17 protein-coding genes are annotated in these 15,279 nt (G+C 69.7%); 9 read left to right on the top strand and 8 right to left on the bottom strand.

Annotated features, from left to right (window positions below):
• Positions 1-72: 72 nt before the first annotated feature.
• On the bottom strand, positions 73-1,059 hold the full coding sequence (dusB, locus tag Mschef_RS14730) for a tRNA dihydrouridine synthase DusB (RefSeq protein WP_081129792.1): 987 nt from the start codon (positions 1,057-1,059) through the stop codon (positions 73-75).
• A gap of 25 nt (positions 1,060-1,084) precedes the next feature.
• Complete coding sequence (locus tag Mschef_RS14725) at positions 1,085-1,627, bottom strand: O-acetyl-ADP-ribose deacetylase (RefSeq protein ID WP_081129791.1); 543 nt, start codon at positions 1,625-1,627, stop codon at positions 1,085-1,087.
• Between the two features lie 187 nt (positions 1,628-1,814).
• On the opposite strand from Mschef_RS14725, the gene Mschef_RS14720 reads away from it, so the two are divergent.
• Positions 1,815-2,627: a TrmH family RNA methyltransferase gene (locus tag Mschef_RS14720; RefSeq protein ID WP_081129790.1), complete on the top strand. Its 813-nt coding sequence runs from the start codon at positions 1,815-1,817 to the stop codon at positions 2,625-2,627.
• Positions 2,628-2,639: 12 nt separating this feature from the next.
• Here Mschef_RS14720 and mscL read toward each other — a convergent pair whose 3' ends face one another.
• From mscL to Mschef_RS14700, 4 genes are all read right to left on the bottom strand, one after another.
• The gene (mscL, locus tag Mschef_RS14715; RefSeq protein ID WP_081129789.1) at positions 2,640-3,044 is read right to left on the bottom strand and encodes a large-conductance mechanosensitive channel protein MscL; all 405 of its coding nucleotides are present in this window, start codon (positions 3,042-3,044) and stop codon (positions 2,640-2,642) included.
• Between the two features lie 46 nt (positions 3,045-3,090).
• Entirely contained in the window at positions 3,091-3,531 is a 441-nt protein-coding gene (locus tag Mschef_RS14710; RefSeq protein WP_081129788.1) for a DUF1634 domain-containing protein, read from the bottom strand.
• The gene (locus tag Mschef_RS14705; RefSeq protein WP_081129787.1) at positions 3,528-4,367 is read right to left on the bottom strand and encodes a sulfite exporter TauE/SafE family protein; all 840 of its coding nucleotides are present in this window, start codon (positions 4,365-4,367) and stop codon (positions 3,528-3,530) included. The genes Mschef_RS14710 and Mschef_RS14705 overlap by 4 nt, the downstream gene beginning before the upstream one ends.
• Before the next feature lie 97 nt (positions 4,368-4,464).
• Entirely contained in the window at positions 4,465-5,148 is a 684-nt protein-coding gene (locus Mschef_RS14700; protein ID WP_081130067.1) for a fumarylacetoacetate hydrolase family protein, read from the bottom strand.
• Between the two features lie 173 nt (positions 5,149-5,321).
• On the opposite strand from Mschef_RS14700, the gene Mschef_RS14695 reads away from it, so the two are divergent.
• The 8 genes from Mschef_RS14695 (at position 5,322) to Mschef_RS14660 (ending at position 13,636) form a co-directional block, all read left to right on the top strand.
• A complete protein-coding gene (locus Mschef_RS14695) occupies positions 5,322-6,248 on the top strand; it encodes an ABC transporter ATP-binding protein (protein ID WP_081129786.1) in 927 nt (308 codons plus the stop codon).
• Complete coding sequence (locus tag Mschef_RS14690; RefSeq protein WP_081129785.1) at positions 6,248-7,009, top strand: ABC transporter permease; 762 nt, start codon at positions 6,248-6,250, stop codon at positions 7,007-7,009. The genes Mschef_RS14695 and Mschef_RS14690 overlap by 1 nt, the downstream gene beginning before the upstream one ends.
• Positions 7,010-7,042: 33 nt before the next feature.
• A complete protein-coding gene (locus Mschef_RS14685) occupies positions 7,043-8,266 on the top strand; it encodes a sensor histidine kinase (RefSeq protein WP_081129784.1) in 1,224 nt (407 codons plus the stop codon).
• A complete protein-coding gene (locus Mschef_RS14680; protein ID WP_081129783.1) occupies positions 8,263-8,865 on the top strand; it encodes a response regulator transcription factor in 603 nt (200 codons plus the stop codon). The genes Mschef_RS14685 and Mschef_RS14680 overlap by 4 nt, the downstream gene beginning before the upstream one ends.
• 318 nt (positions 8,866-9,183) lie before the next feature.
• Positions 9,184-10,422 (top strand): efflux RND transporter periplasmic adaptor subunit, encoded by a 1,239-nt coding sequence (locus tag Mschef_RS14675; protein ID WP_081129782.1) that lies wholly within the window; start codon positions 9,184-9,186, stop codon positions 10,420-10,422.
• A gap of 4 nt (positions 10,423-10,426) precedes the next feature.
• Positions 10,427-11,146: an ABC transporter ATP-binding protein gene (locus Mschef_RS14670; RefSeq protein ID WP_081129781.1), complete on the top strand. Its 720-nt coding sequence runs from the start codon at positions 10,427-10,429 to the stop codon at positions 11,144-11,146.
• Between the two features lie 11 nt (positions 11,147-11,157).
• Positions 11,158-12,321 carry an ABC transporter permease gene (locus tag Mschef_RS14665; RefSeq protein WP_081129780.1) on the top strand — a complete coding sequence of 388 codons (1,164 nt, stop codon included), beginning with the start codon at positions 11,158-11,160 and terminating at the stop codon, positions 12,319-12,321.
• A gap of 10 nt (positions 12,322-12,331) precedes the next feature.
• Complete coding sequence (locus Mschef_RS14660; RefSeq protein ID WP_081130066.1) at positions 12,332-13,636, top strand: ABC transporter permease; 1,305 nt, start codon at positions 12,332-12,334, stop codon at positions 13,634-13,636.
• Here Mschef_RS14660 and Mschef_RS14655 read toward each other — a convergent pair.
• Positions 13,611-14,549: a hypothetical protein gene (locus tag Mschef_RS14655; RefSeq protein WP_081129779.1), complete on the bottom strand. Its 939-nt coding sequence runs from the start codon at positions 14,547-14,549 to the stop codon at positions 13,611-13,613. The two genes, Mschef_RS14660 and Mschef_RS14655, sit on opposite strands and share 26 nt — an antisense overlap.
• Before the next feature lie 91 nt (positions 14,550-14,640).
• Positions 14,641-15,258: a glutathione S-transferase family protein gene (locus Mschef_RS14650; protein ID WP_081129778.1), complete on the bottom strand. Its 618-nt coding sequence runs from the start codon at positions 15,256-15,258 to the stop codon at positions 14,641-14,643.
• Positions 15,259-15,279: the final 21 nt, after the last annotated feature.

The raw sequence follows: 15,279 nt of genomic DNA, 5'->3' as shown, positions 1-15,279 counted from the left end.
GGATTGGGCTCTGCGCGACAAGCCCGTAGCCCGGTTATGGGCGCGAAGCGCCGTCGATTGGACGATCCGTGTTCAAGCGGCGCGCGTGCCGCGCGGTCCCTGACGCGCGAAGTAATCGGTGGTCAGGCGCAGCTGCGTGGCGGCGTCGGTGGCGGCATTGATGATGTGGCGGAACGCGGTGTTCTCGGCACGGTCCCTGGCATACCAGCCGAGATGCTTGCGCGCGATGCGCACGCCGGCATCCTCGCCGTAGAAGGCATGCAGCGCGCACAGATGCGCGCGGAGGATTTCGCCTACCGCCGCGGGTTCAGGCTCCGGCAGCAACACGCCGTCAGCGAGATAGCGTGAGATCTGGCCGAAGATCCATGGTCGCCCCTGCGCGCCGCGGCCGATCATCAGCGCGTCGGCGCCGGTGGCATCGAGCACGGCACGCGCCTTGTGCGGACCGTCGATGTCGCCGTTGGCGATCACCGGGATGCGCACGGCGGCCTTGACCGCGGCGATGGTGGCGTACTCGGCTGCGCCATCGTATTTGTCGGCGCGCGTGCGCCCATGCACCGCCAGCGCCGCGATGCCGGCGCCCTCGGCGATGCGCGCGATGCGCACGGCGTTGATGTTTTCATGGTCCCAGCCGGTGCGGATCTTCAGCGTCACCGGCACCGGCACCGCCGCGACCACGGCGCCGAGGATGCGCGCCACCAGTGGTTCGTCCTGCAGCAGCGCCGAACCGGCCCACACGTTGCACACCTTCTTGGCCGGGCAGCCCATGTTGATGTCGATGATCTGCGCGCCGTGGTCCACGTTGTAGCGCGCGGCAGCGGCCAGCAGGCGTGGATCGCTGCCGGCGATCTGCACGCTTACTGGCGCGGGCTCACCGGCGTGATCCATGCGCTGCAGCGATTTGGCGCTGGTCCACAGGCGTGGGTCGGAGTGGGTCATCTCGGACACGGCCAGACCCGCGCCCATGCGTTTGCACAGCAGGCGGAAGGGTTTGTCGGTGACCCCGGCCATGGGCGCCAGCACCAGCGGCGGGTCGATGCGGTAGGGGCCGATCTGCATCGGCGCATTGTAGGGGTGGAGTGGTTCAGTCCGCGGCCAGCGCGATCCCCAGCGTCGCGGCGACGTCACGGTAATGGGCGGCGCCCGCAGTTGACCAGGCGCACAGCAGCACGCGCAGGTCTTGCGCCGCGCCGGCCGTGTGCAGCGTGGCCAGTGCCACGCGCGCGGCCGCAGCGTAGGGATAGCCATAGACGCCGCAGCTGATCGCGGGAAACGCCACGCTGCGCACGCCGGCCTGCACGGCCAGCGCCAGACTGTTGCGATAGCACGACGCCAGCGCCGCGGCTTCGCCCTGCGCCCCGTCCTGCCAGATCGGGCCGACCGTGTGGATCACCCAGCGCGCCGGTAGATCGAATGCAGGCGTGATGCGGGCTGCGCCGGTGGGGCAGCGCACGCCGGGTGTGACCTCGGGCAGCGCGCGGCATGCGGCCAGCAGGCGCGGGCCAGCGGCGCGGTGGATGGCGCCATCCACGCCGCCACCGCCGAGCAGCGTGGGGTTGGCGGCATTGACGATGGCATCGACATCGAGCGTGACGAGATCGGCGATGCGCAGGAACAATCGGGTCATGGCGCGATGTCCGCAATGCCGCATGGCGTCTGCACAGTGCGCAAAAACCACAACGACCGCAACAGCGGGAAAGTGATCCAGGCGGTTCCTGCGCGCGCTTCGCGTCCCTGACGGAGCCGCGCGATGGCCCGCAACGCCCGCAGCGGCCAAAGCGCAGCAGCCCGGCCGCCCTCACTATAATCCGCGCATGCCGATGCCTCCTTCCGATCCGCGACGCCTGACGCCGCGCAGCCCTGCATCGCCCGCGCCCGCACGTGAGCTCGAACAGCGCCTGATCGGCGTCAACGCCTGCCTCGCCGCGTTCGCGCGGCGGCCGCAGGACTTGCGCAAGCTGTGGCTGGTCGCCGAGCGCCAGCGCGAACTGCGCGCGCTGCTGGCGTGGTGCGTCAAGCATCGCATCGGTTATCGCATCGTCGCGCCGGATGAGTTGCAAAAACTCTCCGCCAGCACGCACCACGAGGGCGTGTGCGCGGCATTTCTGCGCCCGCAGGCGCCGGATCTGCAAACGCTGCTGCGCGCCCTGCCGGCTGGTCCCGCGCTGCTGCTGTGGCTGGATGGCGTGGGCAATCCGCACAATCTCGGCGCGATCCTGCGCAGCGCCGCGCATTTTGGCGTGGCGGCTGTGCTGGTGCCGGAAAGCGGCGGCGCGCTGCTCTCATCCGCCGCGCTGCGCGTGGCCGAGGGCGGCGCCGAGGCGGTGCCGTTGCTCACCGTGCATGCTGCGTCCGCCGCGCTGGCCGAGGTGCGCGCGGCGGGGTTTGCGGTGGCGGCCAGCACGCCGCACCGCGCGCGCTCGATCTACGCCGCGCCGCTGCCGGCACGCGCGCTGCTGGCGCTGGGCACCGAAGGCGCGGGCCTGGATGCGGCCTTCATCGCGGCGGCTGACGTGCGCCTGCGCATCCCCGGCAGCGGCGCGGTGGAAAGTCTGAATGTCGCGGCCGCCGCGGCGGTGCTGGCGGCCGAATGGTTCCGCTGCCATGCGCCGCTGGCGGCGGGCTGAAACCGCGCAGGCCTATTGCTGCTGCTTGAGCAGGTCGCGGATCTCGGTGAGCAATTGCACGTCGGCCGGCGGCGGTGGCGGCGGACCGGCTTCGGCGGGCTTGGGCTTCGCCAGTTTGTTGATCCCGCGCACCATCAGGAAGATCGCCAGGGCGATGATCAGGAACTGGATCACCGTGTTGATGAACACGCCGATGGCGATGGCGACCTCGGGGTGCCCCGGCTGCGCCGCGCGCAGCACCCATTTCCACGCCGAGAAGTCCACGCCGCCGATGAGCAGGCCGATCGGCGGCATGATCACGTTGTCCACCAGCGCGGTGATGATCTTGCCGAAAGCCGCGCCGATCACCACGCCGACAGCCAGGTCCATGACGTTGCCGCGCATGGCAAATTGTTTGAACTCGCTGAGCATTCCCACGGTGTTCTCCCCAAGGCCGCATGACCGGGAACATTATGCCCAGGCTTCAGGCCAGCACAAACGACAACACGAGGACTGTCAGCACGAACAGTGTCACCAGCACCATTGGCATGTCGCGCTCATACACGAACGACAGCACCGAGACCGCCACGCGCAATACTGGCGTGAGGATCAGCAGCAGCACGCCCAGTACCACCACGCCACTGCCTGCGCCCGCCGCGAGCGCCGCGCGCAACTGCGCCAGGCTGTGCGGGAAATAGGCGCCGGGCTGTACCAGCGCGTGGTAGTTGCTGCCGTCATCCCAAAGCCGCGCCTGCTCGGGGTGGTGCAGGAACATCAACAGCAGGCCCGCGCCGATCACCAGCACCGAGACGATCACGCCGATGCGCAACACCCAGCTGATCGCCAGTTCCACCTGGCGTACGCGGCGCGTCAGTTCAGCGGCCCGCAGCGGCGCGGCGTGCGGGTGCGGATGTCCGCGGCTCATCCCATCACTCCGCGCTGCAGCATCTCCGCGGCCACCGCGATCAACACCACCACAAACAGCAGACGCACGCCCTTGTTGGTGGCGCGACCCAGGTAACGCGCGCCGAACATCGAGCCCAGCAGCACGCCGATGGCCACGGGCGCGGCGATGACCGGGTCGATCTGGCCGCGCTCGAAATACATTCCCGCGCTGGCCGCGGCGGTGACGCCGATCATGAAATTGCTGGTGGCGGTGGAAACCTTCATCGGCAGGTGCATGGCGAGGTCCATGGCGGGCACCTTCAGCGCGCCCGAGCCGATGCCGAGCAGGGCGCTGACCATGCCGGCCACGTACATCATGGCCAGGCCGATCCAGGTGTTCTTCACCTTGTAGTCGTAGTCGCGGTGCTCGGCGTCGTCGCGGTAATGGCCGTGCAAATTGAAGTAGTTGGCCAGGCGGTCGTCGGAATGGCTCAGCAGCGCGGCGGCATGGCGATGACGGTAGGTGGCCAGCGCCGAGTAGGCCAGCACCACGCCGAAGAGGATGTAGAGAAAACGCGCGGGCAGCAGCGTGGTGAGGTAGCCGCCGGTGACGGCGCCGGTGACCGTGGCGATCTCTAGGAACATGCCGGCGCGCAAGTTGGTCATTTCGTCGCGCACATAGGCTGCCGCCGCGCCGCTGGAGGTGGCGATCACCGAAACGATGCTGGCGCCGATGGCCAGACGGATGTCGACGTCGTAAAAGCGCACCAGTACCGGCACGATCAGCACGCCGCCGCCGAGACCCACCAGCGAGCCCAGCGCGCCGGCGGCGATCGAAATCACGCCGAGCGACAACACGAATGCCAGCAGCGTCATCGCCAGCCCTGCACGTGATGGTGGGTGTCGTGTTGCATGATCCCGGCCGAGTGCGCGCGTGCTGCGCGTCGGCGGATGCCCATCGGCTCGCGCATGCTCAGACCAGATGCCCTTCCAGCGTGGCGATGTCGCCGAGCGCGGCGTGGAAGCGGTCACCGCGCAGCAGCGGACCGACGCCGGCCGGCGTGCCGGTAAAGATCACGTCGCCGGGCTGCAGTGTCCACAGTTTCGATAGCTCGTGGATGATCTCGGGCAACGCCCAGATCATCTGCGCGATGTCGGCTTGCTGGCGCGTGGCGCCGTTGACCTGAAGCGCGAGCGTGGCGTGCTGTGGATGGCCGCACACGCTGGCCGGGGTGAGCGCCGAGATTGGCGCCGAGGCGTCGAAGCCCTTGGCGCTGTCCCAGGGCGCGCCGTCGGCCTTGGCAAGGTTCTGCAGGTCGCGGCGGGTCAGGTCCAGCCCCACGCCATAACCGTAAACGCAGGCCAGCGCATCGGCCACGGCAATCTCGTGCCCGCCGTGCCGCAGGGCCACCACCATCTCGACTTCGTGGTGCAAGTCGCTGGTGGCGCCGGGGTAGGGTACCGCGTCATCCAGCCACAGCGCGTCGGCCGGCTTCATGAAGAACACCGGGCGCGAGCGTTGGGCGTCGCCACCCATCTCGCGCACGTGGTCGCCGTAATTGCGCCCGATGCAGTACACGCGATGCACCGGAAAGCGCTGGCTGCTGCCCTGGATCGGCAGGCTGACGGGGGCGGGGGGCGTGAACAGGACGGGCATGGTGCGTGATCCGCTGCAGGCAAGCTGCGCATGGTAGTACCAGCGCGGCCGTGGGCAAGCGGCGACCGCGCGTGGCGGCTGGCGCATGACGCGTGTCAAGGCCGATGGCTGACGTGCGCGACTGCCGGCATGGGCGCCCGGCCGCGACACTGGCATTGACACGGGAGCCGGCCATGACGCGCAACGCATCGACCTCTACCACCGACGCATCCGTCGCGGCGCCGCTGGCCGTGTTGCACGCCGTGCGCAAGACCTACGGCGCGCAGCGCGCCCTGGATGGCGTCGATCTGCGCCTGGCGCGCGGGCAGTTGCTGGCCCTGCTCGGCTCCAACGGCGCCGGCAAAAGCACGGCGATCGCGTTGCTGCTGGGCTTGATCCGCGCCGATGCCGGCACGGTCGAACTGTTCGGCGCCGATCCGCAGACCCTCGCGCCGCGGCGGCGCATCGGGGTGATGCTGCAAAACGGCGCCTTGCCGGACACGCTGCGCGTCGGCGAGCTGCTGCGCATGACCGCGAACTACTACCCGCAGCCGCGCGCGCTGGCCGAATGCGCGGATCTGGCCGGTATCGGCGATGTGTTGCAGCGCCCCTACGGCAAACTGTCCGGCGGCCAGCAGCGCCGCGTGCAGTTCGCGCTGGCCTTGTGCGGGCGCCCGGAGATGCTGTTTCTCGACGAGCCCACGGTGGGCATGGACATTGCTGCGCGCGAGCGCCTGTGGGCGACGCTGCGCGCTTTGCTCGGCGAAGGCTGCGCGATCCTGTTGACCACGCATTACCTGGAGGAGGCCGAGGCGCTGGCCGATCGCGTCGTCGTGCTGGCGCGGGGGCGCGTGCTGGCCGCGGGCAGCGTCGAGGAGATGCGCGCACGCAGCGCGGGCACGCGCATCCGCTGCCGCAGCGCGCTCGGCGTCGACACCCTGCGTGCCTGGCCCGGCGTGCAGAGCTGCGAGTGCGCCGCCGGCGTGCTGACGCTGAGCGTGCGCGAGCCCGAGCCGGTGTTGCGCCGCCTGCTGGCCGAAGACGCCACGCTCAGCGCGCTGGAAGTGCGCCGCGCCGGCCTCGGCGAGGCCTTCACCGAACTGACCCGCGAGGCCGCCTGATGAACGCCGTCGAAGCCATGCCACTGCCGCGCCTCGCGCGCATCTACGCCATGGACGCGTGGTACGAATTCCTGCGCGTGCTGCGCATGCCCGGCGCGGCGCTGCCGATGCTGGTGTTCCCGGCGATGTTCTACCTGCTGTTCGGCGTGGTCTTCGCCGGCAAGAATGCGCAGCAGGCGGTGTACGTGCTGGGCAGCATGGCCGCGTTCGGGGTGATGTCGCCGGGGCTGTTCGGCTTCGGCATCGGCGTGGCGGTGGATCGCGAGCGCGGCCTGCTGATGCTGAAGCGCGCGCTGCCGGTGCCGCCGGGCGCGTATCTGGCCGCGAAGATGGTGATGGCGCTGCTGTTCGCGCTGCTGATCTTCGTGATCCTGGCCGCGCTGGCGGTTACGGTCGGCGCGGTGCGCCTGGCGCCGCTGCAATGGCTGGGGCTGCTCGGCGCGATGCTGCTGGGCGCGCTGCCGTTTTGCGCCATCGGCCTGCTGATCGGCAGCCGCGCCAGCGCGCAGGCGGCGCCGGCGCTGGCCAACCTCATCTACCTGCCGATGTCGTTCCTGTCCGGGTTGTGGGTGCCGATGAACGCGATGCCGCATCTGCTGCAACAGATCGCGCCGCTGTGGCCGGCCTGGTATCTGGGCGAGCTCAGCCTGCGCGCGGTGGGCATGGCGCGGGCACCGGCGTGGCCGCCGATCGCGGCGCTGCTGCTGTTCACGGCGGTGTTTTTCGCGCTGGCCGTGCGTAGACTGCGGCGCAGCGGTTGAGGCGGCTGGCGCCGTCCACGCGAGGGTCATGACATGTCGCTGCTCTCCATCGCCCCGGATTCCGTGCTGGCCCGTTCCGGCATGGCGGACAGGCGCACGCGCCGCTGGCGTTTCGCGCTGATCAATCTGGTCTGGAGCTTCTGGATCATCGCCGTGCCCCTGCTCAGCGGCACGCCGCTGCACGACTGGCTGCCGGCGACTGCGTTGGGCTATGCGCTGTTTCTGTGGTTCTACCTGCGCGCCTACAGTGTGCCGGCGCGGGCGACCTGGCGCTACGTGCCGGCACTGGCGGCGCTGGGTTTCGTGCTGGCGCCGCTCAACTGGGGGGCGATGGTCTACATCATCTACGCCTGCGTGTTCGCTGCCTTCGCCTTTCGCAGCACGCGGGTCGGTGTGCTGGTGATGGTGCTGATGGTGGCGGCGTTCATGGCCGAAGCGCAGTGGCTGGGCTGGAGCTGGCCGAACACGCTCAGCGTGACGTTCTGGGCACTGGCCGTGGGCGGCATGAACCTGATGTACCGCGCCAAGGGCGTCAGCGACGCGCGCCTGCGCCTGAGCCACGACGAGGTGCGCCGCCTCGGCGCCAGCGCCGAGCGCGAGCGCATCGGCCGCGACCTGCACGATCTGCTCGGGCACACGCTGTCGCTGGTGGCGCTGAAGAGCGAGCTGGCCGCGCGCCTGGTCGAGCGCGACGCCATCGCGGCGGGACGCGAGATGCGCGAGGTCGAGCGCGTGGCGCGTGCAGCGCTGGCCGAGGTGCGCGCCGCGGTCAGCGGCCTGCGCGCGCCGCGGCTGATGGCCGAGCTGGCCAGTGCGCGGCTGTTGCTGGAAACCGCCGGCGTGCACGTGGACAACCGCATCCATGCCACCAATCTGCCCGAGGCGCAGGATGCCGCGCTGGCCATGGTGTTGCGCGAGGCCGCCACCAACGTGCTGCGCCACGCGCAGGCGACGCGGGTGGTGATTCACCTCGAGCAGGACGCCGCGCGGGCGCGCCTGTGCATCGGCGACGACGGCCGCGGCGGCGTGCTGCGCGAGGGCAACGGCCTGGCCGGCATGCGCGAACGCCTGACCGTGCTGGGCGGCGCGCTGAGCATCGACGCGCCCACCGGCTGCGGCACGCGCCTGTGCGCCGAACTGCCGCTGGCGCCGGTGGCGCGGCTGATCGGCATCGACGTGCCCGCGGACGCGCCGGCGGACGCGGCTACCATCCCGGCCGCAGCCATGAGCGGCGCGGTGGCGGGGCGTGGCCGATGATGCGCGTGCTGCTGGCCGAGGATCAGTCGCTGGTGCTGGGCGCGCTGGCCGCGCTGCTCAACATGGAATCCGATATCGAAGTCGTCGGCCGCGCCGGCGACGGCGAGGCGGCCTGGCGCGAACTGCAGCGCCTCAAGCCCGACGTGCTGGTCACCGACATCGAGATGCCCGGCCTCACCGGGCTGGAACTGGCGCAGCGCGTGCAGCGCCACGCATTGCCAGTGAAGGTCGTCATCGTCACCACCTTCGCGCGCGCCGGATTCCTGCGCCGTGCGCTGGACGCTGGCGTGGCCGGCTATCTGCTGAAGGACGCCCCCGCCGAGAAACTGGCCGAGGCACTGCGCAGCGTGCAGCGCGGCGGCCGCGCCATCGATCCGCAACTGGCGATCGAGGCATGGAGCGAGGCCGACCCGCTCAGCGACCGCGAGCGCCAGGTGCTGCGCCTGGCGGGCGAGGGCGTGGCCGCCAGCGAAATCGCGCAGCGCCTCAACCTGACCCACGGCACGGTGCGCAATTATCTGTCGGAGGCCATCGGCAAGCTCGGCGTGAGCAACCGCATCGAGGCCTACCGGCTGGCGCGGCAGAAGGGCTGGTTGTGAGCTGAGAGGCTGGATTCCGGTCGTGGGCAGCCCCCACGTCGTCATGCCCGCGCATGCGGGTATCCAGCGCAACGTGCGCTAACGCTGCTGGATCCTCGTCCCCGACGCAACCACTCGGGGATGACGTTGCTGCGCGGGGATGACGAGGATGGTGCGATCCCATGCAGCGCTATGTTCCGAGTTCCGTCACTGTCTCAACCGCGCATCACCCGGCTGACAGCTGTCAGTCGCGATGACTGACCGGCGCGCGTTCCGTCTACGCTGCGCTCACGTCAAGCTGGCCACTGTCCGCGACATCGTCGCCGAGTGTCGAACACCATGAGCCAAAGCCCGCAGGATCTGCTGCAGCAATTGCGCATCGAGCGCGCCGATCGCGATCTGCCCGCGCCGCGGCGGCGCTGGCCGTGGCTCGTGGCAGCGCTGATCGTGCTCGTGGCGCTGCTCGCTGGCGCGCTGGTCTGGCGTGCCGCGCGCGCGCCGCAGGTACAGGTGGCGACGGTGCAGGCGCCGGCCAGCGCGGCGGGTTCGGGCTCGGTGCTGCAGGCCACCGGCTACGTCACCGCGCGGCGCGAGGCCACGGTGTCGGCGCAGATCACCGGCCGCCTGACCGAAGTGCACGTCGAGGAGGGCGAGCACGTGCAGGCCGGGCAACTGCTGGCGCGTCTGGACGACAGCCAGGCCAAGGCGCAACTCGCTCTGGCGCGTGCCAACGAGGCCGCCGCGCGCGCCGCGCTGGGCCAATACCAGGCCAACGCCACGCTGGCGCGCATCACCCTGCACCGCGAGCGCACGCTGGTGGACAAGGGTCTGGCATCCAGGCAATCGCTGGATCAGGCCGTGGCCAGCGCGTCCAGCGCCGAGGCCGCACTGGCCGATGCGCGCGAGCAGATCGCGGTGGCCGCCGCGCAGCGCCGGGTGGCCGAGGTCAATTACGACTACACCTTCGTGCGCGCGCCCTTCGCCGGGGTGATCACCGACAAGGCCGCGCAGGTCGGCGAGATCGTCTCGCCGCTGTCCGCCGGCGGTGGCTTCACCCGCACCGGCGTGGCCACCATCGTCGACATGAACTCGCTGGAGGTCGACGTCGACGTCAACGAGTCCTATATCCACCGCGTGCATGCCGGCCAGCCCGCCGAGGCGGTGCTGGACGCGTATCCCGACTGGCGCATCCCCGCGCGGGTGATCGCCATCGTGCCCACCGCCGACAAGGCCAAGGCCACGGTCAAGGTGCGCGTGGCGCTGCTGCAGAAAAGCCCGCGCATCCTGCCGGACATGGGCGTGCGGGTGAATTTTCTCGAGCGTGCGGTGGCCCCCAGCGCGGTGCCGCAGGGCGTGCTGATCCCGGCCGCCGCACTGATCGATACGGCGTCCGGCAAGGCCGTGTGGCGCGTGCGCGATGCGCGTATCGAGCGCGTGCCGGTGCGGGTGCTGGCCAGTCTGGGCGACCTGCGCCAGGTCGATGGCGCGCTGGCGGCCGGCGAGCAGGTAGTGATCCAGCCTGGCGCAAATCTGCGCGCGGGCGCAACGGTGCGCGTCGCCACGGCGGCGCAGGAGTGAGGCCATGAACGCAGTCCAGACGGGCAGTGCGAACCTGATCGAGATCCGCGACCTGGGCAAGACCTACCGACGCGGCAAGCAGGCGATCCCGGTTCTGCAGGGCGTGAATCTGGACGTGGCCGCGGGCGATTTCTTCGCGCTGATGGGGCCGTCCGGGTCGGGCAAGACCACGCTGCTGAACCTGATCGGCGGGCTGGATACGCCATCGGCCGGCAGCATCGTCATCGGCGGCCAGCGCATCGACAAGCTGTCCGGCGCGGCGCTGGCACGCTGGCGCGCGGCGCACGTCGGCTTCGTGTTCCAGTTCTACAACCTGCTGCCCATGCTGAGCGCGCAGAAAAACGTGGAGCTGCCGCTGCTGCTGACCAAATTATCGGCCAGCGAGAGGCGCAAGCGCGCCGCCATCGCGCTGCAGTTGGTGGGCCTGGCAGATCGCGCCAGCCACAAGCCCGGCGAACTGTCCGGAGGCCAGCAGCAGCGCGTGGCCATCGCCCGCGCCTTCGTCACCGACCCGACCCTGCTGGTCTGCGACGAACCCACTGGCGATCTCGACCGCGCCGCGGCCGAGGAGGTGCTGGGCCTGCTGCAGCAGCTCAATCGCGCGCACGGCAAGACCATCGTCATGGTCACCCACGATCCGCGCGCGGCCGAGCACGCCACGCACATGGTGCATCTGGACAAGGGCGAGCTGGTCGGCGCCGCGCGCGTCGCGCAGCCCGCCTGAGGAGTGGCGCGATGAAATACTTCTCGCTGGTCTGGGCGGCACTGTGGCGGCGCAAGGCGCGCACGCTGTTCACGCTGTTCTCGGTGCTCACGGCATTTTTGCTGTTCGGCATGCTCGACGCGGTGCGCACGGCGTTCGATGCCGGCGATCAACTGGCCGGCTCGGGGCGCATGATCGTCAGCTCCAAGCTGTCGATCACGCAGCCCTTGCCGATCTCGCTGCTCACGTCCATCGAGCGCGTGCCCGGCGTCAAGCAGGTTGCCTGGGCCAACTGGTTCGGCGGCTATTACCAGCACCCGACGCCGTTTTTCCCCAACTTCGCGATCAGCACGAATTATCTCGGCCTGTTCCATGATCGCTATGAATTGCCGCCAGCGCAGGCCAAGGCCTTCGCCGACACGCGCGATGGCGCGGTGGTGGGCGCGGCGCTGGCGAAACAGTTTGGCTGGAAGCTGGGTCAGCGCGTGCCGCTGATCGCCGGCATCTTTCCGCGCACCAATGGCAGCAATGACTGGAATTTCCAGATCGTCGGCATCTTCACCACCGCGAACCCCAAGTTGAAGGCGGTTGAGCAGCAGTTCCTGTTCCACTGGAAATACTTCGACGAGGGCAACGCCTACATGAAGAACCTGGTCGGCTGGTACGTGGTCAATCTGGCCAATCCGGCGGACTCTGATCGCGTGGCGCAGGCCATCGATGCGCTCAGCCGCAACTCGGACCACGAAACCAGGACGCAGACCGAACAGGCGTTCCAGGCGTCGTTCGCCAAGCAGATCGGCGACATCGGTTTGATCGCGGGCGGCATCATGGCGGCGGTGTTCTTCACCCTGCTGCTGCTGACCGGCAACACGATGGCGCAGGCGGTGCGCGAGCGCATCCCGGAACTCGCGGTGCTGAAGACACTGGGCTTCCAGGATCGCACCGTGCTGGCGCTGGTGCTGGCCGAATCGGTGCTGCTGATCGTGCTCGGTGGCGTGCTGGGCATGGGCCTGGCGATGCTGCTGACGCCGATGGTCAGCGCTGCCAGCGGCGGCGCCCTGCCGCTGCCGCCGCTGGGGCTGCACAGTTGGGGCGTGGCACTGGGCCTGATGGTGATCATCGGTCTGCTGGTGGGTGCACTGCCGGCGCTGCGCGGCATGCGTCTGCAAATCGTCGATGCGCTGGCCGGACGCTGAGGAGATCACCATGCGCTTTCTGATCAATGCCGCGACATGGCTGGCCCTGCTGCTGGGCCTGTATCTGTGGATCAGGTCGCCGTGGTGGCTGCTGTTGATCCTGGTCGCAGTCGGTGCCGGCGCCATGCTGCTGACGCGGCGCGGCCGTCAGGCGCTGGCGGTGGCGCGCATGGGTCTGAGCACGCTGCCGCAACGCATCGGCGCCAGCTCGGTGATCCTGGTCGGCATCGCCGGCGTGGTCGGCGTGCTGGTGGCGCTGCTGGCCATGGGCGGCGGGCTGGCGCAGACGCTGCGCGCCACTGGCAGCAGCGACACCGCCATCGTGCTGCGCGCCGGTTCCACCGGCGAACTCGCATCGGGACTCACGCGCGGCGAGGTGACGCTGATCGCGCAGGCGCCAGGCATCGCGCGCGACGCCCGGGGCGTGCCACTGACCTCGCCCGAGCTCGTCGTCGTGGCCAATCTGCCCAAGCGCGGCAGCAGCAGTGACGCCAATGTCGAGCTGCGCGGCGTCGGCCCGCTGGCGCGCGCGGCGCATGGCAAGGTCAAGCTGATCCAGGGGCGCTGGTTCACGCCCGGCCTGCGCGAACTGGTGGTCGGCAGCGGTGCCGAGCGCGAGTTTTCCGGTGTGAAGCTGGGCGATAGCGTGCGCCTCGGCAGCCAGCCGTGGAAAGTGGTCGGCGTGTTCAAGGCTGGCGATGCGCATGATTCCGAGCTGTGGGCCGATGCCGATACCGTGGCCAGTGCCTACCGCCGCGGCGGATTCTCATCGGTGATCGTGCGCCTGGCCAGGCCCGCCGATTTCGCCATGCTCAAGGCCGCGTTGCTGTCCAATCCGCAACTGCACGTGATGGTGCAGACCACGCGTGCCTACTACGCCGCGCAGTCCGAGGGCGTGACCCGGGTGATCCGCGTCGTCGGCATCAGCGTCGGCGTGATCATGGCGCTGGGTGCGATCTTCGGCGCGCTCAACACCATGTACGCGGCGGTCAGCGCGCGCGGTCGCGAGATCGCCACCCTGCGCGCGCTGGGTTTCGGCGGCCTGCCGGTGGTGCTGGCGGTGCTGCTGGAGACGCTGCTGCTGGCGCTGCTCGGCGGCGTGCTCGGCGGCGCCATCGCCTGGGGGCTGTTCAACGGCTATACGGTGTCCACCCTGGGCGCGGATTTCAGCCAGGTGGTGTTCCAGTTCCACGTGAGTCCAGCGCTGCTGGTGCAGGGCCTGAAGTGGGCGCTGGCGATCGGCTTCATCGGCGGCATCTTCCCCGCGCTGCGCGCCGCGCGCGTGCCGGTCAGCGTGGCGCTGCGCGAGCTGTAGCCGACGCCGTGGTCGCTGTGCCATGCCCCAGCATGCAGGAGTGCGGTTGGGGCGTGAGCGTGAGGAACTGCCGCGCGAGATAGCGCGCGAGCGCGCCATCGCCTGGCGGCATGGCCACATGGATGCTGCGCGAGGAAGGCGCGTAGCCGACCTTGGGGACGATCATCTGCACGGTCTGGCGGATGCTCATGCCCGAGCCGGGCATGCGATAGCGCAATTCCGCGACGCAGGGCGTGGGGTGGCGCAGGGACAAGGGCTTGGGTACCAGCCAACGCACGGGCGGATCGACCTGCGTGAAGCCATCCGCGCGGCCCACGAGTTTGTAAGCCGCCGGAATGAAGCCGTTGGTCTGATCCCATACGCACACCTGACAGACGGGAATCACCTCCAGCGAAAGCCAGCCGTGATCGAAGCCACCGGATGCGGAATAGAGCAGGGCAGAGGTTCCATCCATTCCGTCGGCCACTCGCCGGGGCCGCCACCCGCGTGGCACGGCCAGCCAACCACGATCGGTGCTGTAGATCAGGCTGATGCGTTTGCGCACAGCGGCCGGAATGGTTCCCGGCACCACCGGCAGCTTGGCAAGCTTGACGCTGTCCCAGCCCAGATCCGGCGCACCCAGATAAACATCCAGCGCAAACGCGGGCACGCCGATCACCGCACCCGCGGCATCGCGCGCCTGTATCGGCTCGATGCGGTAATCCTTGCCCGGGATCGATGCGGGCCGGCTGGCATCCGGGCCTGCCCACAACAGGCGTGTGCCGGATAGCTGCGGCGCGGATGCGGCGGCGGCCGGGACCAACGCCATCAGCAGTGACAGCCAGCCGGCCAGCGCCCAGGCACGACCGGCACGACCGGCACGACCGCGTCGCAACCTGGCGCCAGCCTGGTGCATGGCGCTGCCGGCAGCCATGGGATGGAGGTTCTCGCGCGTGGTCACACCCGCAGCAGCCAGTCCTGATTTTCGCAGACCCTGAGTCGCAGCCAAAGTTCACCGCGGCCGATCACGTCATCGCGCCATCGAGTTGATCGGCGCGCTGCTTGGCGGGCCGCGCTTCCAACGCGGCCCAGTAGCGCGCGAAGGTGGGGCGCTTGTCGATCATGCCGAACTGCATGCCGAAGCCGAGTTGCGAACCGACGTAGACATCGGCCGCGCTGAAGCGGTCGTCGACGAGGTATTCGCGCGCGCCGATCGCGCCTTCCAGCACGTCGAGTACGCGCTCGAAGGAGCCGTAACCGACCATGGCCGCGCGCTCCTCGGGCACGGTCACCCCCAGCGCCTGGTTGGTCCACGCCGCTTCCAGCGGACCGGCGGCGAAGAACAGCCAGCGGTAGTAGGGGCCGCGCGCGGCGCTGTGCGCAGGCGGCGCCAGACCGGCCTGCGGAAACGCATCGGCCAGGTAGGCGCAGATGGCGGCGCATTCGGTGACCACGGTGTCGCCGTGACGGATGGCCGGCACCTTGCCCATCGGATTGATCGCCAGATACGGCGCGGCCTTCATGCTGGTGCCGTATTCGAGAACTTCGGTGGCGTAGGGCGCGCCGGTTTCCTCCAGCATCCAGCGCACGATGCGGCCGCGCGATTTGGGGTTGGTGTAGAAGGTCAGTCCGGGCGTGGTCATGGTGCTGCGCTCCGCAGGGAT

Source organism: Metallibacterium scheffleri, from assembly GCF_002077135.1.
Taxonomy (GTDB): Bacteria; Pseudomonadota; Gammaproteobacteria; order Xanthomonadales; family Rhodanobacteraceae; genus Metallibacterium; species Metallibacterium scheffleri.
Note: the sequence above shows the minus strand (reverse complement) of the source record. Positions and strands in the feature narration are given on the sequence as shown.

Coding starts and splice junctions, on each gene's coding strand:
- dusB (WP_081129792.1), bottom strand. CDS start 1,059: ATGCAGATCGGCCCCTACCGCATCGACCCGCCGCTGGTGCTGGCGCCC.
- Mschef_RS14725 (WP_081129791.1), bottom strand. CDS start 1,627: ATGACCCGATTGTTCCTGCGCATCGCCGATCTCGTCACGCTCGATGTC.
- Mschef_RS14720 (WP_081129790.1), top strand. CDS start 1,815: ATGCCGATGCCTCCTTCCGATCCGCGACGCCTGACGCCGCGCAGCCCT.
- Mschef_RS14710 (WP_081129788.1), bottom strand. CDS start 3,531: ATGAGCCGCGGACATCCGCACCCGCACGCCGCGCCGCTGCGGGCCGCT.
- Mschef_RS14705 (WP_081129787.1), bottom strand. CDS start 4,367: ATGACGCTGCTGGCATTCGTGTTGTCGCTCGGCGTGATTTCGATCGCC.
- Mschef_RS14700 (WP_081130067.1), bottom strand. CDS start 5,148: ATGCCCGTCCTGTTCACGCCCCCCGCCCCCGTCAGCCTGCCGATCCAG.
- Mschef_RS14695 (WP_081129786.1), top strand. CDS start 5,322: ATGACGCGCAACGCATCGACCTCTACCACCGACGCATCCGTCGCGGCG.
- Mschef_RS14690 (WP_081129785.1), top strand. CDS start 6,248: ATGAACGCCGTCGAAGCCATGCCACTGCCGCGCCTCGCGCGCATCTAC.
- Mschef_RS14685 (WP_081129784.1), top strand. CDS start 7,043: ATGTCGCTGCTCTCCATCGCCCCGGATTCCGTGCTGGCCCGTTCCGGC.
- Mschef_RS14680 (WP_081129783.1), top strand. CDS start 8,263: ATGATGCGCGTGCTGCTGGCCGAGGATCAGTCGCTGGTGCTGGGCGCG.
- Mschef_RS14675 (WP_081129782.1), top strand. CDS start 9,184: ATGAGCCAAAGCCCGCAGGATCTGCTGCAGCAATTGCGCATCGAGCGC.
- Mschef_RS14670 (WP_081129781.1), top strand. CDS start 10,427: ATGAACGCAGTCCAGACGGGCAGTGCGAACCTGATCGAGATCCGCGAC.
- Mschef_RS14665 (WP_081129780.1), top strand. CDS start 11,158: ATGAAATACTTCTCGCTGGTCTGGGCGGCACTGTGGCGGCGCAAGGCG.
- Mschef_RS14660 (WP_081130066.1), top strand. CDS start 12,332: ATGCGCTTTCTGATCAATGCCGCGACATGGCTGGCCCTGCTGCTGGGC.
- Mschef_RS14655 (WP_081129779.1), bottom strand. CDS start 14,549: ATGGCTGCCGGCAGCGCCATGCACCAGGCTGGCGCCAGGTTGCGACGC.
- Mschef_RS14650 (WP_081129778.1), bottom strand. CDS start 15,258: ATGACCACGCCCGGACTGACCTTCTACACCAACCCCAAATCGCGCGGC.